General features: G+C 66.3%; 13 protein-coding genes and 1 tRNA gene. 7 read left to right on the plus strand and 7 right to left on the minus strand.

All coding sequences use genetic code 11. The annotated features are described in order from the left end of the window. Positions 1–44: 44 nt before the first annotated feature. Positions 45–509, minus strand: coding sequence for a rhodanese-like domain-containing protein (locus HWX39_RS18375; protein ID WP_175969421.1), 465 nt, complete (start codon positions 507–509; stop codon positions 45–47). Positions 510–913: 404 nt separating this feature from the next. Here HWX39_RS18375 and glnA point away from each other — a divergent pair, with 404 nt between their 5' ends. From glnA to HWX39_RS18395, 4 genes are all read left to right on the plus strand, one after another. Continuing rightward, positions 914–2,329, plus strand: a complete 1,416-nt coding sequence (gene glnA / locus HWX39_RS18380) for a type I glutamate--ammonia ligase (RefSeq protein WP_175953558.1) — start codon at positions 914–916, stop codon at positions 2,327–2,329. A gap of 164 nt (positions 2,330–2,493) precedes the next feature. After that, positions 2,494–3,636 (plus strand): nitrogen regulation protein NR(II), encoded by a 1,143-nt coding sequence (gene glnL / locus HWX39_RS18385; RefSeq protein ID WP_039364809.1) that lies wholly within the window; start codon positions 2,494–2,496, stop codon positions 3,634–3,636. 46 nt (positions 3,637–3,682) lie between these two features. Then, on the plus strand, positions 3,683–5,197 hold the full coding sequence (gene ntrC / locus HWX39_RS18390) for a nitrogen regulation protein NR(I) (RefSeq protein WP_175969422.1): 1,515 nt from the start codon (positions 3,683–3,685) through the stop codon (positions 5,195–5,197). An 89-nt stretch (positions 5,198–5,286) separates the two neighbouring features. Continuing rightward, complete coding sequence (locus tag HWX39_RS18395; protein ID WP_175969423.1) at positions 5,287–7,401, plus strand: prolyl oligopeptidase family serine peptidase; 2,115 nt, start codon at positions 5,287–5,289, stop codon at positions 7,399–7,401. Positions 7,402–7,424: 23 nt separating this feature from the next. Here HWX39_RS18395 and xth read toward each other — a convergent pair whose 3' ends face one another. Continuing rightward, positions 7,425–8,201 carry an exodeoxyribonuclease III gene (gene xth / locus HWX39_RS18400; RefSeq protein ID WP_175953552.1) on the minus strand — a complete coding sequence of 259 codons (777 nt, stop codon included), beginning with the start codon at positions 8,199–8,201 and terminating at the stop codon, positions 7,425–7,427. A gap of 183 nt (positions 8,202–8,384) precedes the next feature. On the opposite strand from xth, the gene HWX39_RS18405 reads away from it, so the two are divergent. Beyond that, a tRNA-Met gene (locus HWX39_RS18405) sits at positions 8,385–8,461 on the plus strand. Between the two features lie 97 nt (positions 8,462–8,558). Here the strand turns inward: HWX39_RS18405 and HWX39_RS18410 are convergent. Then, entirely contained in the window at positions 8,559–9,251 is a 693-nt protein-coding gene (locus HWX39_RS18410) for an aspartate/glutamate racemase family protein (protein ID WP_175969424.1), read from the minus strand. A 137-nt stretch (positions 9,252–9,388) separates the two neighbouring features. On the opposite strand from HWX39_RS18410, the gene dinB reads away from it, so the two are divergent. Further along, on the plus strand, positions 9,389–10,540 hold the full coding sequence (gene dinB / locus HWX39_RS18415) for a DNA polymerase IV (RefSeq protein WP_175969425.1): 1,152 nt from the start codon (positions 9,389–9,391) through the stop codon (positions 10,538–10,540). 72 nt (positions 10,541–10,612) lie between these two features. Here dinB and HWX39_RS18420 read toward each other — a convergent pair whose 3' ends face one another. The 4 genes from HWX39_RS18420 to fixL all read right to left on the minus strand — a co-directional run bounded on the left by HWX39_RS18420 (position 10,613) and on the right by fixL (position 17,184). Next, positions 10,613–12,700, minus strand: coding sequence for a M3 family metallopeptidase (locus HWX39_RS18420; protein WP_175969426.1), 2,088 nt, complete (start codon positions 12,698–12,700; stop codon positions 10,613–10,615). Positions 12,701–12,944: 244 nt separating this feature from the next. Further along, positions 12,945–13,805 (minus strand): bifunctional methylenetetrahydrofolate dehydrogenase/methenyltetrahydrofolate cyclohydrolase FolD, encoded by an 861-nt coding sequence (gene folD / locus HWX39_RS18425; RefSeq protein WP_175969427.1) that lies wholly within the window; start codon positions 13,803–13,805, stop codon positions 12,945–12,947. A 227-nt stretch (positions 13,806–14,032) separates the two neighbouring features. Beyond that, positions 14,033–14,671 carry an oxygen response regulator transcription factor FixJ gene (gene fixJ, locus HWX39_RS18430; RefSeq protein WP_006493245.1) on the minus strand — a complete coding sequence of 213 codons (639 nt, stop codon included), beginning with the start codon at positions 14,669–14,671 and terminating at the stop codon, positions 14,033–14,035. Further along, positions 14,668–17,184, minus strand: coding sequence for an oxygen sensor histidine kinase FixL (gene fixL / locus HWX39_RS18435; protein ID WP_175969428.1), 2,517 nt, complete (start codon positions 17,182–17,184; stop codon positions 14,668–14,670). Before fixL ends, fixJ begins: the two co-directional genes overlap by 4 nt. A gap of 273 nt (positions 17,185–17,457) precedes the next feature. Here fixL and aceE point away from each other — a divergent pair, with 273 nt between their 5' ends. After that, complete coding sequence (gene aceE, locus HWX39_RS18440) at positions 17,458–20,154, plus strand: pyruvate dehydrogenase (acetyl-transferring), homodimeric type (protein WP_175969429.1); 2,697 nt, start codon at positions 17,458–17,460, stop codon at positions 20,152–20,154. Positions 20,155–20,214 lie beyond the last annotated feature (60 nt).

The following is a 20,214-nucleotide window of genomic DNA, read 5'->3' on the forward strand; positions in this document are numbered from 1 at the left end:
GGCTCGACGATGGGGTTGTCGTCACCGGCGGGAGCGGCGTGCCGTCAGGCGCCGATCCACGGCAGTTTCCGGAAGCACCAGCCGTCGACCGTCTTGCGGTGGCCTTCGGCGTCCTTTGCGCCCTCGAAGCCTTCGAGCAGATCGAACGCCTTCGTGAAGCCGGCTTGCGCGGAGGCGATCGCGGCGAGCTTCGAGCGCGCGGCACTGCGGCACAGGAACAGGATGGGCGTATCGGTCGGGAGGGCCGCCTTCAGTTCGTTGACGAATTCGGCGTTCGGCACGCCGCCCGGGTAGCGCGTCCATTCGAGGTGCAGGTACTGACCGTCGCCGACGAGCGGGCGGCCGATCCAGTCGAGTTCGGCGCGGGTGCGCACGTCGACGAGGCGCGCCGACGGATCGAGCTGCAGCAGTTCGAAGGCCTCGGCCGGCAGCAGCGCCCCGGCGTAGTTGAGCGCGGCTTGTGCGCGGCGTTCGTCGGCCTTCGCGTAAAGCTGGTCGAGCGTACTCATGGCAAGGAGTCTCCTATCGGTCAAACGAACATTCTAGCGCGGCGTCGCGGCACGGATGTCCGTGGCGGTACGGTGCGCGCGCCTCACACGCGTTCACCAAAAAAGTGCAGAATGGCGCGCATGCACCAGAATGATTCGGCGGGCGCGGCGTGCTGCAACGATTGCACCATTGCGGTGCTTTCGGTTGGCAGGCGGGGCGAAGCCGAGCCCCGGAATTGCGCAGCCCAGCCCCGTCGCGACGAGCGCCGGCGCGATTCGCGCCAATCTTGCGCATAGGTGGCACGGAAGCTGCTTTATAGGATTCGGTCGAATCGGGGCGCGCTGCGCCAAAGCAAGATCCCGATCAGCTCGATAAACGAGGCGGTTCCCAGTCCGCCGGAATTGTTCAATCAGGAGAAGAGGTTATGAGTAAAACCGTCGCCGACGTCATGCAGCTCGTGAAGGACGAGGACGTCAAGTTTGTCGATTTCCGCTTCACGGATACGCGCGGCAAGGAACAGCACGTGTCGGTGCCGGTTTCGGCGTTTGACGAAGACAAGTTCGAAAGCGGCCATGCATTCGACGGCTCGTCGATCGCGGGCTGGAAGGGCATCGAGGCGTCGGACATGCTGCTCATGCCGGATCCGAACGCCGCATTCGTCGACCCGTTCTATGAAGAGTCGACCCTGGTCCTGACCTGCGACGTGGTCGAGCCGGCCGACGGCAAGGGCTACGAGCGCGATCCGCGTTCGCTCGCGAAGCGCGGCGAAGCGTACCTGAAGAGCACGGGCATCGGCGATACGGCCTACTTCGGTCCGGAACCGGAATTCTTCATTTTCGACTCGGTCCAGTGGAACACGGACATGTCGGGCTGCTTCGTGAAGATCAACTCGGAAGAAGCACCGTGGTCGGCAGGCAAGGAATTCGAAGGCGGCAACACGGGCCACCGTCCGGGCACGAAGGGCGGCTACTTCCCGGTCGCGCCGGTCGACACGTTCCAGGACATCCGTTCGGAAATGTGCCTGCTGCTCGAACAGCTCGGCATCCCGGTCGAAGTGCACCACCACGAAGTGGCGGGCCAGGGCCAGAACGAAATCGGCACGAAGTTCTCGACGCTCGTGCAGCGCGCCGACTGGACGCAATGGTCGAAGTACATCATCCATAACGTTGCGCACTCGTACGGCAAGACGGCGACCTTCATGCCGAAGCCGGTCGTCGGCGACAACGGTTCGGGCATGCACGTTCACCAGTCGATCTGGAAGGACGGCCAGAACCTGTTCGCGGGCAACGGCTACGCCGGCCTGTCGGAACTGGCGCTGTTCTACATCGGCGGCATCATCAAGCACGCCCGTGCACTGAACGCGATCACGAACCCGACGACGAACTCGTACAAGCGTCTGGTCCCGCACTTCGAAGCACCGGTCAAGCTCGCTTACTCGGCGCGCAACCGTTCGGCATCGATCCGCATTCCGCACGTGTCGAACCCGAAGGGCCGCCGCATCGAAACGCGCTTCCCGGATCCGATGGCGAACCCGTACCTGTGCTTCACGGCGCTGATGATGGCCGGCCTCGACGGGATCCAGAACAAGATCCACCCGGGCGAAGCAGCGGACAAGAACCTGTACGACCTGCCGCCGGAAGAAGATGCAAAGATCCCGACCGTGTGCGCGGGCCTCGACCAGGCGCTCGAAGCACTCGACAAGGATCGCGAGTTCCTGACGCGCGGCGGCGTGTTCACGGACGGCATGCTGGACGCGTACCTTGCGCTGAAGGAGCAGGAGCTGGCGAAGTTCCGCATGACGACGCACCCGATCGAGTTCGAGATGTACTACTCGCTCTAATCGGCGATGGATGGCGCTTCGATTCAGCGCCGTCATGCCGGTTCGTTCCCGTCGTGCGGCCTGCGGCGGGAACGGCGGAGTCTGAAAGGGGCGGCGTCCAGCCGTCCCTTTTTTGTTCCGGTGATTTTCCTTTTCTGGCCCGTAGAGGCGCGACAAGCACGCAGATGGTTCTGAAGAATCTGATCAAGGCGAAAACGGGGCAGCCCGAGCGACTGACGGACGACGAGCGGCTCGCACGCTCGGGCCTGCTGGCGGGGCTGGAAGCGCTGCCGACGGTCGTGATCGTGCTCGACCGCAAGACGCTGCGGATCGCGTTCGCGAACCCGTCTGCCGAGGCGATGCTCGACATCTCGCGCCGGCAGCTCGCGCAGCGGCCGTGGGGCGAGATTTTTCCGAATGCGAACGAGCTTGCGTCGACGATCACCGCGATCGGCGAGGAACGCTTTCACGCGACGCATCTCGATACCGTGCTCGACCGGCCCGGCCGCGAACCGCTGCATGTGCATGCGATCGTCGGCTTCCTCGAGACCGCGCCCGATTTCGTGCTCGTCGAGTTGTTCGAGAACGAGCGGCAGTCGCGCACCGATCGCGAGGAGCGCATCCACGACCTGACCGCGGTCAACAAGCAACTGATCCGCAACCTCGCGCACGAGATCAAGAACCCGCTCGGCGGCATCCGCGGCGCAGCCCAGCTGCTCGAATTCGAGCTCGGCGAGCGCGAGCGCGGCGAGTTGCGCGAATACACGCAGGTGATCATCAAGGAGTCCGATCGCCTGCAGACGCTCGTCGACCGATTGCTGGAGCCGCACCGGCATCCGCACATCGTCGGCGACGTGAACATTCATGAAGTATGCGAACGCGTGCGCGCGGTGATGCTCGCGGAATTTCCGCGCGGGCTCACGATCGAGCGCGACTACGACGTGAGCGTGCCGGACCTGCGTGGCGACAAGGAGCAGCTGATCCAGGCGCTGCTGAACATCGTGCGCAACGCCGCGCAGGCGCTGCGCGAACGGATCGCGCAGGGCGACGCGAAGATCGAGCTGCGCACGCGCATCGCGCGCAAGGTAACGATCGCGAAGCGCCTGTACCGGCTGGCACTGGACTTGCACGTGATCGACAACGGGCCCGGCATTCCGGAAGAAATCCGCGACCGGATCTTCTACCCGCTCGTATCCGGGCGCGACGACGGCAGCGGTCTCGGCCTGACGCTCGCGCAGACGTTCGTGCAGCAGCACGACGGGATGATCGAGGTCGAAAGCCGGCCCGGACGTACCGAATTTCAGATCCTGCTGCCGCTCGACCATTGAGCGGCGGCATCGCGATTCACCAGATTCACCAATATCTGACCGACCTATGAAGCCGATCTGGATAGTAGACGACGACCAATCGATCCGCTGGGTGCTCGAAAAAGCGCTCGCCCGCGACAGCTTCGCGACGAAGAGCTTCGCGAACGTGCGTGATGCGCTGGCCGCGCTCGACCACGAGACACCGCAAGTGCTCGTATCCGACATCCGGATGCCGGGCGGCTCGGGCCTCGAGTTGCTGCAGGCGATGCACGAGCGCCTGCCGGGCCTGCCCGTCATCATCATGACGGCGTTCTCCGATCTCGACAGCGCTGTTGCGGCGTTCCAGGGCGGCGCGTTCGAATATCTCGCGAAGCCGTTCGACGTCGACAAGGCGGTCGAGCTGATCCGCCGCGCGGTCGAGGAAAGCCTGCGCGGCGGCGCGCCGCTGGACGAGCGCGTGGCCGAGGCGCCCGAGATGCTCGGCCAGGCGCCCGCGATGCAGGACATGTTCCGCGCGATCGGCCGCCTGTCGCACTCGGCCGCGACCGTGCTGATCACCGGCGAATCGGGCACCGGCAAGGAGCTCGTCGCGCGTGCGCTGCACCGTCACAGCCCGCGTGCGAACGGGCCGTTCATCGCGCTGAACACCGCGGCGATTCCGAAGGACTTGCTCGAATCCGAGCTGTTCGGCCATGAGCGCGGCGCGTTCACCGGCGCGCAGACGACGCGGCAGGGCCGCTTCGAGCAGGCCGAGAACGGCACGCTGTTCCTCGACGAAATCGGCGACATGCCGTTCGACCTGCAGACGCGCCTGTTGCGCGTGCTGTCGGACGGGCAGTTCTATCGGGTCGGCGGCCACAACCCGCTGCGCGCGAACGTGCGCGTGATCGCCGCGACGCACCAGAATCTCGAATCGCGCGTGCGGCAGGGGCTGTTCCGCGAGGACCTTTACCACCGGCTCAACGTGATCCGGCTGCGCTTGCCGCCGCTGCGCGAACGCAGCGAGGACATCGCGCTGCTCACGCGCCACTTCCTGCAGAAGAGCGCACGCGATCTCGGCGTCGAGCCGAAGCGCGTGTCCGACGAAGCGCTGGCTTACCTCACGTCGCTGGCGTTTCCCGGCAACGTGCGCCAGCTCGAGAATCTCGCGAACTGGCTGACGGTGATGGCGCCCGCGCAAACGGTCGAGATCAAGGACCTGCCGCCCGACCTCGTGCCGGCCGGTGCGCCGGTGGCCGCGTCGGGCGACGGTGCGGAGGCGCACGTCGGTGGCGATACGGCGTTCTCGCCGCCGACGATCGGTGCGGCACCGGCGATGCCCGCGCCTGTCGCGTCCGCGCCGAACGGCAGCGTGCCGGCCGGCTATCCGTTGTGGGAGCATGGCCTGCGCACCGAGGTTGCACGACTGTTGCGCGAGAACTCGGCCGACGTGATGGACGAACTCGCACGCCGCTTCGAGGCGGCCGTGATTCGCGAGGCGCTCGACTTCACGCGTGGCCGCAAGGTCGAAGCCGCGGAGCGGCTCGGTATCGGCCGCAACACGATCACGCGCAAGATCCAGGAACTCCATCTGGAGCCCTGAGCACGATTTGCGGCATGCGCGGGCATCGCGCATGCCGCGATCGGACATAATCGCGGTTTGCACGCAGCTTGCCATTCCGCCGATCCGCAATGTCCGATTCCTTCCGCTGGCCCGCCGGGGCCGACCCGTTCCGTTTCCTCGAAGCGCTCGACAGCAAGCGCGCCCGCACGTGGGTCGACGAGCAGAATGCGCGCACGCGCGCCGCGCTGCGTGACGACGCCGCCTATCGCGCGCTGACGGCGCGCCTCGCCAAAGCGTACCTGCCGCGCGAACGGCCGGTGATTCCGACCCGCTGGCGCGATTGGGCCTACGACCTGTGGCAGGACGATCTCCATCCGAAAGGGCTGTGGCGCCGCACGCGCTGGGACGACTGGCGCGCGGGAAAACCGGCGTGGGAAACGCTGCTCGACGTCGATGCGCTCGGTGCGCAGGAGGGCGAGTCGTGGGTGTTCGAGCAGGACTCGATCCTGTATCCGGACGGCGATCGCGCACTGCTGTCGCTGTCGCCGGGCGGCGCCGACGCGGTCGTCGTGCGCGAATTCGATCTCGTCGAACGGCGTTTCGTCGACGGCGGCTTCACGATCGACGAGCCGGGGCATCACACGGTCGGCTGGATCGACCGCGATACCGTCTACGTCAGCTGGGATCGCGGCGAAGCGCATGCGACCGCGGCCGGTTATCCGTATGAAGCGAGGCGCTGGGTGCGCGGCACGGCGCTTGCCGATGCGCCCGTCGTGTTCCGTGGCGAACCCGACGACATCAGCGCGGGTGCGGGCTTCGATCCGATCGACAAGCGCCACGTCGCGTGGCGCAGCGTCGATTTCTTCGATGCCCATGCGTACCGGCTGACCGATACGGGCGAGTGGGCGCGCTACGACGTACCCACCCATGTCGAGGTCGGGTTCTGGGAAGGCTGGCTCGTGCTGGAGCCGCGTCTCGACTGGGATTGCGACGGCGTGCGCCATGCGGGCGGTTCGCTGCTCGCGATCCGCGAGCAGGCGTTCCTGGCCGGGTCGCGCGAATTCACGACGCTGTTCGCGCCACGACCGTCGACGTCCGCGTGCACGTGGACGAACACGCGCACGACGTTGATCGCGAGCTGGCTCGACGACGTGCAGAACCGCACGATGCTGTGGCAGCCGAGCCAGGCCGACGACGGCACGTGGACGTGGGATGCCCGGCCGTTCGAATGGCCGGGGCCGGGCGATGCGCAGATCGACGTCGAGCCCGTCGAAGCGACGCTGAACGACGAGATTTACGTGGACGTCGACACCTGTCTCGATCCGCCCGAATGCTGGCTGGCCGATCTTGCCGATCGCGCGGACGATGCGCCGTCGCGGCTCGTGCTGCTCGACCGGCCGCCGGTGCGGTTCGACGCGGCCGGGCTCGTCGTGCGCCGCGCGAGCGCGCGTTCGCGAGACGGCACGATGGTGCCGTACACGCTGATCGGGCCGCGCGATGCACTCGACGTGGCCGACGGCGCTGCCCGCGTTGCGCGGCCGTGCCTGCTGTCGGGCTATGGCGGTTTTGCGATCCCGAACCTGCCGGGCTACAGCGATGCGTTCGGTATCGGCTGGCTCGAGCGCGGCGGCGTGATGGCGTTCGCGCACATCCGCGGCGGCGGCGAGTTCGGGCCGCGCTGGCACGTCGATGCGCAGCGCGAACATCGCCAGCGTTCGTTCGACGATTTCATCGCGGTGGCCGAGGATCTGGCTGCGACCGGCGTGACGACCGCCGCGCAGCTCGGCATCGAAGGGGGCAGCAACGGCGGATTGCTGGTCGCCGCGTGCATGGTGCAGCGGCCGGAGCTGTTCGGCGCGGTGCTCTGCCGCGTGCCGCTGCTCGACATGCGGCGCTATCCGAAGCTGCACGCGGGCGCCGCATGGCTCGACGAATACGGCGACCCGGACGATCCGAACGAGGGCGCGGCGCTGGCCGCGTACTCGCCGTATCACCGCGTGCGCGGCGGCGTCGCGTATCCGCCGCTACTGCTGACGACATCGACGCGCGACGACCGCGTGCATCCCGCGCATGCGCGCAAGATGGCCGCGCGCATGCATGCGCTCGGCCATGAACGGGTGTGGTACTGGGAGAACACCGACGGCGGCCACGGCAGCGCCGACGATCTGGAACGCGCGGAAGCCGATGCGGCGGAATTCGGGTTCCTGTGGGCCCATCTCGGGCCGGCGCCCGCACGGCGCTGAACGCGCGCGGGCTGCCCGAGCGATCAGCCGACGACCGCGACGACGGGCGTGTGGTCGGACGGCTGTTCCCACGTGCGCGGCGTGCGATCGACTTCGCACGACGTGCAGGTTTCCGCGAGCGCCGGCGACAGCAGCACGTGGTCGATGCGCAGCCCCGCGTTGCGACGGAACGCCATCATCCGGTAGTCCCACCACGTGAAGGTCTTCTCCGGCTGTTCGAAGCGGCGGAACGCATCGACGAAGCCGAGCTCGATCAGTTGCGCGAAGTGTGCGCGCTCCTGCGGCGACACGAGGTTCTGGCCTTCCCATTTCGCGGGGTCGTGCACGTCGCGGTCTTCCGGCGCGATGTTGTAGTCGCCGAGCAGCGCGAGCTTCGGGTAGCGCTGCAGCTCGGTGCGCAGCCATGCCTGCAGCGCGTCGAGCCATTGCATCTTGTAGACGAACTTGTCGGAGTCGGGCGCCTGGCCGTTCGGGAAATACGCGGACACGATGCGCACGCCGTCGATCGTCGCGGCAATCACGCGCTGCTGCGGATCGTCGAAGCCGGGGATGTTGCGCACCACGTCCGACTCGTCAAACGGCAGCGTGTCGCGCGCGAGGATCGCGACGCCGTTGTAGGTTTTCTGGCCCGTGAACCAGCTGCGGTAGCCGGCCGCCTCGAGGTCGGCGCGCGGGAATTTCTCGTCCGGCAGCTTCAGTTCCTGCAGGCACAGCACGTCGGTTCCGCTTTGCGCGAGCCAGTCGAGCACATGCTGCTTGCGGACGTTGAGCGAGTTGACGTTCCAGGTGGCGATTTTCATGAACGGGAGTGTGCGTGCGGGGTGAATGCGAAGGCCGCCATCTTACCGCGAGCACGCGGCGCGAACGCGCGCATCGTGCGGGGCGGGGGAGGCGCCGCGCGCGGCTGTTTCGATGGACCGAGAAGAAATTGTGACAAAAGTATTGACGTGAGTACTCCCTCACCCTATAATTTATTTCTCTGACGCGGGGTGGAGCAGTCTGGCAGCTCGTCGGGCTCATAACCCGAAGGTCGTAGGTTCAAATCCTACCCCCGCAACCATGCACACCAGACGATGTGCAGCGCATATGACCGATGCGCCCTTCGTCGACAAGAACCCGGCCTCGTGCCGGGTTTTTTGTTTTCTGCGCGGCAGTGATCAGCGTGCCGCCCACTCGACTGCCGCCTTCGCATGCAGCGCGGTCGTATCGAACACCGGCAGCGGCGAGTCGTCCGCGCCGATCAGCAGCGTGATTTCCGTGCAGCCGAGGATCACCGCCTGCGCGCCGCGCCGGGCCAGTTCCTCGATGATCGTCACGTAAGTCGCGCGCGATTCCGGCGAGACGATGCCGTGGCACAGCTCGTCGTAGATGATCCGGTGCACGTCGTCGCGCCCGCGTTCGTCCGGCACGAGCACGTCCAGCCCAAATTTGCCGCGCAGCCGTTCAGCGTAGAACGGCAACTCCATCGTGTAGCGCGTGCCCAGCAGCGCGACGCGCTCGACGCCGGCATCGCGCAGCGCGTCGCCGGTCGGATCGGCGATATGCAGGAACGGCAGCGTCACCGCGGCTTCGATCGCATCATATACACGATGCATCGTATTGGTGGTCAGCACGACGAGATCGGCGCCGGCCGCTTCGAGCTGCCGCGCGGCGCCGGCCATCCGTTCGCCGAGCGCGGCCCAGTCGTGCGTGCGCTGCAGCGCTTCGATCTCGGCGAAATCGACCGTGACCAGCACGCTCTTCGCGTTGTGGTGCCCGCCGTGCAGCGCCTTCGAATACCGATTGATCATCCGGTAGTACTCGGCCGACGATTCCCAGCTCATCCCGCCGATCAGTCCGATCGTCTTCATTCGTCACCTTTGCGTTTCATGTATTGCGGCAGACGAGTATAGGCGCCGCTGTCCGCGCCCGGCCGGTACGATCCGCGTAAAGCGGGCCGGTACGGCGCCGCCGGGCGAGGCCGCACGAGACAGTTGAAACCGGCACTGTGTTTTTGTACAGTATCGGCACCGTGAACCCGCCCATCATTCCGCCTGCCGACCCGTACGTGCTGCCGCCCGACGACGCGCTGCCGCGCATGCGCAAGATCATTCACTGCGACTGCGACTGCTTCTACGCGTCGGTCGAGATGCGCGACGACCCGTCGCTGCGCAACCGGCCGCTCGCGGTCGGCGGCCGGCCCGACCAGCGCGGCGTGATCGCGACCTGCAACTACGAGGCGCGGCGCTACGGCGTGCATTCGGCGATGTCGTCGGCGCTGGCGATGCGCAAGTGTCCGGACCTGCTGATCCTGCCGTCCGCGATGGACAAGTATCGCGCGGCGTCGCGGCAGATCATGGCGATCTATCGCGACTACACGCCCGATGTCGAGCCGCTGTCGCTCGACGAGGCGTACCTCGACGTCAGCGGGTCGGAGCGGTGCCAGGGCAGCGCGACGCTGATTGCACGGGAGATCCGCCAGCGCGTGTTCGACACGGTCGGCGTGACCGTGTCGGCCGGGGTCGCGCCGAACAAGTTCATCGCGAAGATCGCGTCCGACTGGAACAAGCCCGACGGGCTGTTCGTCGTGCGGCCGCACGAGATCGACGCGTTCGTCGCGGCGCTGCCGGTGCGCAAGCTGCACGGCGTCGGCAAGGTGACGGCCACGCGGCTCGACCGGCTCGGCATCCAGACCTGCGCGCAGTTGCGCGACTGGCCGCTGATCGACCTGCATCGCGAATTCGGCGCGTTTGGGCGGCGGTTGTACGAACTGTCGCGCGGGATCGACGAGCGGCGTGTGCAGGCCGACCAGGAGCGTAAGTCGGTCAGCGTCGAGACGACCTACGTGACCGACCTGACGACGCTTGAGCAGTGCGCGGCGGAAATCCGCCGCCTCGTCGTGCAACTCGACGCGCGGATCGAACGGGCGGGCGCCGCGCGGTCGATCCGCAAGCTTTACGTGAAGATCCGCTTCGCCGATTTCCAGCGCACGACGGTCGAATGCGTGGCCGATGCGACGAACGCGGACACGGCGGTCACGCTGCTCGCGAAGGGGCTGCAACGGCGTGCGCAGGCGGTGCGCTTGCTCGGCGTCGGCGTGCGCATCGACGAGGATACGGCCGAGCGCCACGGGCAGTTCTCGCTGTTCGACGACGAATAGCCCGCGCCATGAAAAAAGGCACCGCCGAAGCGGTGCCTTTGCTTGCCTGCAGCCGAACAGGCCGGGCGGCGCTCAGTGCGCGGGCGCAGCCATCCCGTTGTGGCGCAGCAGCGCATCGATCTGCGGCTCGCGGCCGCGGAACGCCTTGAACGAATCCATCGCCGGGCGGCTGCCGCCGACCTCGAGGATTTCGCGGCGATAGCGCGTGCCGGTCGCCGCGTCGAGCACGCTGCCGCTCGCGGCGGCCGCTTCCTCGAACGCTGCGTACGCATCGGCCGACAGCACCTCGGCCCACTTGTAGCTGTAGTAGCCGGCCGCGTAGCCGCCCGCGAAGATGTGGCTGAACGTGTTCGGCCAGCGCGAGAACGGGGCTTGCGGGATCACGTGATAGCGTTCGTTGATCGCGCGCGCGAATGCGGTTACGCCGGTGGCGCCCGCCGGGTCGAAGTCGACGTGCAGCAGCATGTCGAACATCGAGAATACGATCTGGCGCAGCGTGCCGAGCCCGCTCTGGAAGTTCTTTGCCGCGATCATCTTGTCGAACAGCTCGCGCGGCAGCGCGGCGCCCGTGTCGACGTGCGACGACATCGACGACAGCACGTCCCATTCCCAGCAGAAGTTTTCCATGAACTGCGACGGCAGCTCGACGGCATCCCATTCGACGCCGTTGATGCCCGACACGCCGAGTTCGTCGACACGCGTGAGCATGTGGTGCAGCCCGTGGCCGAATTCATGGAACAGCGTGATGACTTCGTCGTGCGTGAAGCAGGCGGGCTTGCCGCCGACCGGCGCCGAGAAGTTGCAGGTGAGATAGGCGACCGGCGTCTGCACGGTGCTGCCGCGCTTCGCGCGCGAACGCGCGTCGTCCATCCATGCGCCGCCGCGCTTGCCTTCGCGCGCGTACAGGTCGAGATAGAACTGCGCGACGAGCGAGCCGTCGCGGTTCTCGACGCGGAAGAAACGCACGTCCTTGTGCCACACCGGCGCGTCGTCCGGCTTGATCCGCACGCCGAACAGCGTCTCGGTGACGGTGAACAGGCCCTTCAGCGCGGCCGGTTCGGGGAAGTACTGCTTGACCTCGTTTTCCGAGAACGCGTAGCGCTGCTGGCGCAGCTTCTCGGCCGCGAATGCGACGTCCCACGGCGCGAGTTCGGCGAGGCCGAGTTCCTTCGCGGCGAACGTGCGCAACTCGTCCCAGTCCCTGTCCGCGTGCGGGCGCGCGCGCGTCGCGAGATCCTCGAGGAACGCGATCACCTGCTGCGGCGATTCGGCCATCTTCGGCGCGAGCGACACTTCGGCGAAGTTGCGGTAGCCGAGCATCAGCGCCTCTTCGCGGCGCAGCTTCAGCGCATCGGCGACGATCGCCGTGTTGTCCCATTCGGCCTTGCCGTCGCCGTACTGCGGCCCGAGTTCCGACGCGCGCGTCGCATAGGCGCGGTAGAGCGTCTCGCGCAGTGCGCGGTTGTCGGCGTATTGCAGCACCGGGAAGTACGACGGGAAGTGCAGCGTGAATTTCCAGCCGTCCTTGGCATCCTTTTGCGCGGCTTCGCGCGCGGCCTCGATCGCGTCGCCGGGCAGGCCGGCCAGGTCGGCCTCGTCCTGCACGAAATACGCGTACGCGTTGGTTGCGTCGAGCACGTGATCGGAGAATGCCTTCGACAGTGCGGCCTGCTGTTCCTGCAGTTCGGCGAAGCGCGGTTTCTGGTCCTCGGGCAGCTCGGCGCCCGACAGGCGGAAATCGCGCAGCGCGTTGTCGAGGATCTTCTTGCGTTCGGTGGACAGCGTCGCGTATTCGGCGCTCGCGGCGATCGCCTTGTACTTCTCGTACAGCGCGAGGTTCTGGCCGACGCTCGACCAGAATTCGGTCACGCGCGGCAGGTTCTCGCCGTAGGCGGCCCGCAGTTCGGGGGTATCGGCGACTGCGTTCAGGTGGCCGACGATGCCCCACGCGCGACCGAGCGGCTCCGTTGCGCGCTCGACCGTCTCGACGACTTCCGCCCAGGTTGCCGGCGTCGCGGCCGCGCTTGCCGTCTCGACCGCGCGGTTGGCGGCATCGAGCAGCGTGTCGAGCGCGGGCGTCACGTGTTCCGGGCGGATCTCGCCGAAGCGGGGCAGGCCCGAGAAATCGAGAAGCGGGTTGGTGTTGGCGCTGGCGGACATAAGACTCCCTGTCTGTTGCCGGATGAACCGGAGTGAAAAGGGTAAGGCGCGTAAGGCAACGCGGCGCCCGATATCGACATTATTGGGGCGCACCGCGCGCTTTCCAATCGTTAGTTTCTAACGATGCGATTGTCGCGGGGTCGAATGCGGGGAGGAGGCGTCTGATCGCGCGGCCGACGTGGTGCGGTGCGGCCGGCGAGGCGCCGGCGCACGGAATCGCGCGCCGGCAGGAACGGGCAGGCGCTCAGGCGGCCGCGTCGGCGGCGCGCTCGGCGGCTTCGATCGTGTTGATCAGCAGCATCGTGATGGTCATCGGGCCGACACCGCCCGGTACCGGCGTGATGTGACCGGCCACTTCCTTCACGCCCGCGAAATCGACGTCGCCGCACAGCTTGCCGGCGTCGTCGCGGTTCATGCCGACGTCGATCACCGTCGCGCCGGGCTTCACCATGTCGGCAGTGAGGATGTTGCGCTTGCCGACCGCGGCGACCACGACGTCGGCCTGCCGCGTGTGCGCGGCGAGGTCGCGCGTCTTGCTGTGGCAGATCGTCACGGTCGCGCCGGCGTCGAGCAGCATCATCGCCATCGGCTTGCCGACGATGTTCGAGCGGCCGATCACGACTGCGTTCGCGCCCTGCAGCGCAATGTCGTGCGCCTCGAACATCTTCATCACGCCGTACGGCGTGCACGGGCGGAACAGCGGCTTGCCGGTCATCAGCGCACCGGCGTTCGCGACGTGGAAGCCGTCGACGTCCTTCTCCGGCGCGATCGCCTCGATCACCTTGTGGCTGTCGATGTGCTTGGGCAGCGGTAGCTGGACGAGGATGCCGTGGATCTTCGGATCGCGGTTCAGCGCGTCGATGCGCGCGAGCAGGTCGGCCTCCGACAGCGTGTCCGGGTACGCATCCTTCAGCGAGAAGAAGCCGTTGTCCTCGCATGCCTTGATCTTGTTGCGCACGTAGACTTCGCTCGCCGGGTTGGCGCCGACGAGGATCACCGCGAGACCGGGCTGGTGGCCGCGTGCGGTCAGGGCGGCGGCGCGTTCGGCGGCCTGTGCGCGCAGGGTCTTCGAAAGGGCGTTGCCGTCGATGAGGAGGGCTGTCATGGTGGTGGTCCTGCCGGGAAGTTGGAATGCGGTCGTGCGGCGCCCGAAGCGTCGCAGCAAAGCACGCGATTATACCGTTCGCCTGCTGCCGTCCGACAGCAAATCAGCAGGAAGCGCCATGGCCGCGGCGCTCGCGCGCCGGGAGGAAAGGCCGCCGCCGCGCGAGTGGGCCGCATCGCGCGGGGCGGTCAGGCCGGGCGGGCAGTGCCGCCGCGGCCCGCGAACGCTCAGGCCTGCTTCTTCGACAGCGCGAGGCGCAGCAGGTCGGCCACCGTGTTGACGTTGAGCTTTTCCATGATGTTCGCGCGGTGCGCTTCGACCGTCTTGATGCTGATGCCGAGATCGTCGGCGATCTGCTTGTTCAGGCGGCCCGCGATGATCCGTTCGAGCACCTGCTGCTCGCGCGCGGTCAGCTTCGACAGGCGTTCGCTCGCGGCACGCTGTTCCTGGACGCTCTTGCTTTCGCTTCGGGCCTTGTCGAGCATCCGCTCGACGAGCTTGCGCAGCTCGGCTTCGTCGAACGGTTTCTCGATAAAGTCCATCGCACCCTTTTTCATCGTCGAGACGGCCATCGGCACGTCGCCGTGACCCGTGACGAAGATGATCGGCAGCGCGGCATTGTCGGCGATCAGGCGTTCCTGCAGTTCGAGGCCGCTCATGCCCGACATCCGGACGTCGAGGATCAGGCACGCGATCTGGCCGGCCTGCTGGGCCGGCTGGTAGGCATCGAGGAATTGCTCGGCGCTCGAGAAGCATTGAACGCGATAGCCGTTCGCCTCCAGCAGCCAGCGCAGCGAGTCCCGTACGGCCTCGTCGTCGTCAACGACAAAGACGGTTTCCTGAGTGGTGGTGACAGGGCTATTCATAGTTCTCCCGTAACGGTATGTGATGCCGATGCCTCGCGCCCCCCTTGGCCGAGATCAGCGGGTTCCCCAATGGGCAAGCTGCAGTGGAACGTCGCGCCGGATATGCGGCCATCCGGCTCGACGTTGTTGACCACCCACAGACGCCCCCGATGCGATTCGATGATCGAACGGCAGATATTCAGCCCCATGCCCATGCCATCGGACTTGGTGCTGTAAAACGGTTCAAACAGGCGCTCGGCGGTCGCTTCGTCGACGCCCGGGCCCTGGTCGATCACGCGGATGTCGACGAAGCCCGCCTCGATGTCGGCGACGACGCGGATCACGCCGTCCGCCGACGCCGGCTTCACGTCGGCCATTGCCTCGGCCGCGTTCTTCATCAGGTTCACGAGTACCTGCTCGATCAGCACGGGGTCGACATAAATAATAGGCATTCTTGCGAGGATTTCCGTGACGATCCGGATCCTGCGCTTCCTCGCCTCGATTTCGGCGAGCCCGACCGCGTCGGCGACGATGTCGGCGACCCGCGCCGGCTGGCGCTTCGGCTCGCTGCGCTTCACGAATTCGCGGATCCGCTTGACGATCATCCCCGCGCGCAACGCCTGCTGCGCGGTCTTTTCCAGCGCGGGCTGCAGCGTCTCCGGCGTGCCGCGTCCGCTCTTCACGAGTGCGAGCGTGCCCGAGCAGTAGTTGTTGATCGCGGCGAGCGGCTGGTTCAATTCGTGAGCAATCGACGACGCCATTTCACCCATCGTCATCAATCGGCTCGTGAACTGCAGCTTCTCTTCCTGCTGGTGCGCGAGTTCCTGCGCCTTCTTGCGGGTCGTGATGTCGGTCGCGATCTGCATCTGCGCGAGGTGGCCGTCCACCCACTGGATGTACTGGCGGCGCACCTCGAACCACTTCTGGATGCTCTCGACGTATACCTCCTGCGCATCGGCGGTGCTGCTCGTCAGCGCGGCGGCCGGCAGGCCCGCGAACGCGTCGACCATGTCGATCGAGTCGGACGATGCCTGCGCGCGGTCGAAGCCGCCGCCCGACAGCTCGAGATGGCCGTCCGGGCGAATGCCGAACAGGTGGCGGTAGTAGCGGTTCGCGAACAGCAGCTCGGCCTCGTCGGCAGCCAGCACCGACACCGCGGCGTCGAGGCTTTCGAGCACCGTCGTGAAGCGCTCGTGCGCGGCCGCGAGTTCCTCGCGCGCTCGCTTCGGCTCGGTGATGTCGGTCATCGACGACATCCAGCCGGTCTGGCGGCCCGAACTGTCGATCAGCGGCGACACGTACAGGCGCGCATGGAACAGCGTGCCGTTCTTGCGCCGCACGCGCAGCTCGAAGCCCGAGCTCGGCGCCTTGCCGCGCAGCGTCATGTCGAGCTGGCGCTGCATTTCCGGGTACGCGTCACGCGGCCAGTACGGGAACGGCGCGACCTTGCCGACGAGGTCGGTTTCGTCCCAGCCCGTCATCCGGCAGAACGCGGGGTTCACGTGCGTGATGCGGCCGTGCATGTCGAGCACGCGCATGCCGATCAGCACCGAATTTTCCATCGCGCGGCGGAAGAACGCTTCCGCGTACAGCGCCTGCTGCGCCTCGAAGCGCTGGCGCGTGTGCTTCCACAGGCTCCAGAGGCTCCACAGTACGAAGCACGACAGGCCTGCGACGAGCCACACGAGCGTGTTGTTGGTCAGGTTCGTGAGCTGCGGGAATGCGTACACGCGCACGGTCAGCCCCTGGCCGGGCGGATCGAGCGGCAGGTCGTAGTGCGAGTCGCGCGGCAGGCGCGGGCGCGTCGACGTGGACGACAGTTCGCGGTTGTTCGCGTCGGTGATCGAGATCTTGTACTTCGACGACAGCTCCTGCGGGATATCGTGCTTCAGGATGCCTTCGACCGAGAACACCGCGGCGATCGAGCCGAGGTACTCGCGATCGCCGCGCATCACCGGTGTCTGCAGCGTGATGAAGCCGTTGCCGAAGTCGTCGTAGAGCAGCGGCGAATAGGCCTGGCGGCGCGTGCTGCGCGCCTCGTCGTAGGCGCCGCGCACGGCGTCCTGCATCTGCGCTTCGCCGGGCTTCGCGAGCCGCTGGCCGAGCAGCGGCGGATGCACGGTCGGCCAGCGCTGTACGCCGGGCGTCGTGTACCAGTTCAGGTAGAGGATTTCCGGATGCGTTTGCATCACGTCCGCGACGGCCATCTGGAACGCGTTCTGATCGAGGCGGCCGGCTGCGAGATCGCGCGACAGCGCCTGGAGCTGTTCCTGCGCACCCGTCATCGACAGGCGAATCTGCTGCTGCGCCCACGCGACGTTACGGAAGAGGGTGTCTTCCTGCTGTTGCTGTTCGCGACGATTGAGGCTCCACAGGATGAGGCTCATCACCACGAGGAACACGAGGATCGACAGCAGTGGCGTCAGCAAATAGGAATTGGACCACCACGGTCCGTGGTGCCAACGGGACGGCTGCGACTCCGCCGGCGGGCCCGACGGTCGCGCCGAGCGTGCGAAAAGCCGATCGGTCAACATGGCAGGATTGTAGCGCAGCGCAATACATGGAAAACCTATACCGGATATGTTGAACGGAAACGGATTTGTTCAGCGGGGACGCGCCGGAGAGCCCCGGAAAATGGGTGCAGCGCAGCAATATTCCGTATTACGAGAAAAGATCTCACTATTCGAAAATTTTGTTGCGCCCGCCCGCGCACGCTCATTACAATCCGTCGGAGCTTGCCCGCAGCCGGTCGCGTCGCGTCGTCTGCACGAGAGCGATCCTCACATTCCAGGACCCAGGAGACGAGAATGTCCGCTGTACCGAACGAAGTGATGAAATATGTCGCCGCCGAACGTGACGACGACCCGCAAGAAACCGTCGAGTGGCTGGAGTCGCTCGATGGCGTGATCTCCTCCGTGGGCACCGGCCGCGCGCACTACCTGATCGAAAAGCAGATCGAGTTCGCGCGCATGCATGGCGAGCATCTGCCGTTTTCCGCGAATACCCCGTACATCAACACGATTCCGGTCGAGGCTCAGGCGAAGATCCCGGGCGACCAGGATATCGAGCACCGCATCCGTTCGTACACGCGCTGGAATGCGCTGGCGATGGTGCTGCGCGCAGGCAAGGATACGAACGTCGGCGGCCACATCGCATCGTTCGCGTCGGCCGCGACGCTTTATGACGTCGGCTACAACCACTTCTGGCATGCAGCGTCCGACCAGCACGGCGGCGATCTCGTGTTCGTGCAGGGCCACTCGTCGCCGGGCGTGTACTCGCGCGCGTTCCTGCTCGGCCGCCTGAAGGAAGAGCAACTCGACAACTTCCGCCAGGAAGTCGACGGCAACGGCATTTCTTCGTACCCGCACCCGTGGCTGATGCCGGACTTCTGGCAGTTCCCGACCGTGTCGATGGGCCTCGGCCCGATCATGGCGATCTACCAGGCGCGCTTCATGAAGTACCTGCAGGCGCGCGGCATCGCGAAGACGGAAGGCCGCAAGGTGTGGGCGTTCCTCGGCGACGGCGAGACGGACGAACCGGAATCGCTCGGCGCGATCGGGATGGCGAGCCGCGAGAAGCTCGACAACCTCGTGTTCGTGATCAACTGCAACCTGCAGCGTCTCGACGGCCCGGTGCGCGGCAACGGCAAGATCATCCAGGAACTGGAATCGGAATTCCGCGGCGCCGGCTGGAACGTGATCAAGGTCATCTGGGGCAGCCGCTGGGATGCGCTGTTCGCGCGCGACAAGACGGGCGCACTGATGCGCCGCATGATGGAAGTGGTCGACGGCGAATACCAGACGTACAAGTCGGAATCGGGCGCGTTCGTGCGCGAGCACTTCTTCAACACGCCTGAACTGAAGGCACTCGTCGCCGACTGGTCGGACGACGACATCTGGGCGCTGAACCGCGGCGGCCACGATCCGCACAAGATCTACGCGGCTTTCCACGAAGCCACGCACACGAAGGGCGCGCCGACCGTCATCCTCGCGAAGACCATCAAGGGCTACGGGATGGGCGAGTCGGGCCAGGCGATGAACATCACGCACCAGCAGAAGAAGCTGCCGGTCGAGCAACTGAAGAAGTTCCGTGACCAGTTCCGCCTGCCGATCACCGACGAGCAGATCGCCGACGTCCCGTACCTGAAGTTCGAGGAAGGCTCGAAGGAGCTCGAATACATGCGCCAGAAGCGCATGGACCTCGGCGGCTACCTGCCGCATCGCCGCGAGAAGGCGACGTCGCTGCCGGTGCCGGCGCTCGACGCATTCGAGCCGCTGCTGAAGGGCACGGGCGAAGGCCGCGAGATCTCGACGACGATGGCGTTCGTGCGGATCCTGAACATCCTGCTGAAGGACAAGGCGCTGGGCAAGCGCGTCGTGCCGATCGTCCCGGACGAATCGCGTACGTTCGGCATGGAAGGCCTGTTCCGCCAGATCGGTATCTGGAACCAGGAAGGCCAGAAGTACGTGCCGGAAGATTCCGACCAGCTGATGTTCTACAAGGAATCGGAAACCGGCCAGATCCTGCAGGAAGGCATCAACGAAGCGGGCGGCATGTGCGACTGGATCGCTGCGGCGACGTCGTACTCGACGCACGGCGAGATCATGGTGCCGTTCTACATCTTCTATTCGATGTTCGGCTTCCAGCGGATCGGCGACCTGGCATGGGCCGCGGGCGACATGCGTTCGCGCGGCTTCCTGCTCGGCGGTACCGCGGGCCGCACGACGCTGAACGGCGAAGGCCTGCAGCACGAAGACGGCCACTCGCTCCTGTGGGCGGCATCGGTGCCGAACTGCGTGAGCTACGACCCGACGTTCGGCTACGAACTCGCGGTGATCGTCCAGGACGGCCTGCGCCGCATGGTGCAGGACCAGGAAGACGTGTACTACTACATCACGGTGATGAACGAGAACTACGAGCACCCGGCGATTCCGCAGGGCGAGCACGTGGCGGCCGACATCATCAAGGGCATGTACGCGTTCAAGAAGGCCGACGCCGACAAGAAGGCGCCGCGCGTCCAGTTGCTCGGCGCGGGCACGATCTTCAACGAAGTGATTGCTGCCGCCGACCTGCTGAAGAACGACTGGGGCGTCGCCGCCGACCTGTGGAGCGTGCCGAGCTTCACCGAGCTGGCGCGTGAAGGCCACCAGGTCGAACGCTGGAACCTGCTCCATCCGACCGAGGAGCGTCGTCTGTCGCACGTGCAGAAGTGCCTGAAGGACACGCAGGGCCCGGTCATCGCATCGACCGACTACGTCCGCGCACTGGTCGACCAGATCCGCGGCCAGATCGATCGCCGCTTCGTCGTGCTGGGCACGGACGGCTTCGGCCGCTCGGATACCCGCGAGAAGCTGCGTCACTTCTTCGAAGTCGACCGTCACTGGGTCACCGTCGCCGCGCTCAACGCGCTGGCCGACGAGGGTACGATCGAGCGCAAGGTGGTCGCGGAAGCGATCGCCAAGTACAACCTCGATCCGTCGAAGCCCAACCCGATGACCGTTTAACGCACACGCCGTGTGATGCCGTGCGCCGCCTTAGCGAGGGGCGCGCACGGCCATGGAGAC

It is taken from the genome of Burkholderia sp. BCC0322 (assembly GCF_902833045.1).
In the GTDB taxonomy this organism is placed as follows: Bacteria; Pseudomonadota; Gammaproteobacteria; order Burkholderiales; family Burkholderiaceae; genus Burkholderia.

Coding starts and splice junctions, on each gene's coding strand:
- HWX39_RS18375 (WP_175969421.1), bottom strand. CDS start 509: ATGAGTACGCTCGACCAGCTTTACGCGAAGGCCGACGAACGCCGCGCA.
- glnA (WP_175953558.1), top strand. CDS start 914: ATGAGTAAAACCGTCGCCGACGTCATGCAGCTCGTGAAGGACGAGGAC.
- glnL (WP_039364809.1), top strand. CDS start 2,494: ATGGTTCTGAAGAATCTGATCAAGGCGAAAACGGGGCAGCCCGAGCGA.
- ntrC (WP_175969422.1), top strand. CDS start 3,683: ATGAAGCCGATCTGGATAGTAGACGACGACCAATCGATCCGCTGGGTG.
- HWX39_RS18395 (WP_175969423.1), top strand. CDS start 5,287: ATGTCCGATTCCTTCCGCTGGCCCGCCGGGGCCGACCCGTTCCGTTTC.
- xth (WP_175953552.1), bottom strand. CDS start 8,201: ATGAAAATCGCCACCTGGAACGTCAACTCGCTCAACGTCCGCAAGCAG.
- HWX39_RS18410 (WP_175969424.1), bottom strand. CDS start 9,251: ATGAAGACGATCGGACTGATCGGCGGGATGAGCTGGGAATCGTCGGCC.
- HWX39_RS18420 (WP_175969426.1), bottom strand. CDS start 12,700: ATGTCCGCCAGCGCCAACACCAACCCGCTTCTCGATTTCTCGGGCCTG.
- folD (WP_175969427.1), bottom strand. CDS start 13,805: ATGACAGCCCTCCTCATCGACGGCAACGCCCTTTCGAAGACCCTGCGC.
- fixJ (WP_006493245.1), bottom strand. CDS start 14,671: ATGAATAGCCCTGTCACCACCACTCAGGAAACCGTCTTTGTCGTTGAC.
- fixL (WP_175969428.1), bottom strand. CDS start 17,184: ATGTTGACCGATCGGCTTTTCGCACGCTCGGCGCGACCGTCGGGCCCG.
- aceE (WP_175969429.1), top strand. CDS start 17,458: ATGTCCGCTGTACCGAACGAAGTGATGAAATATGTCGCCGCCGAACGT.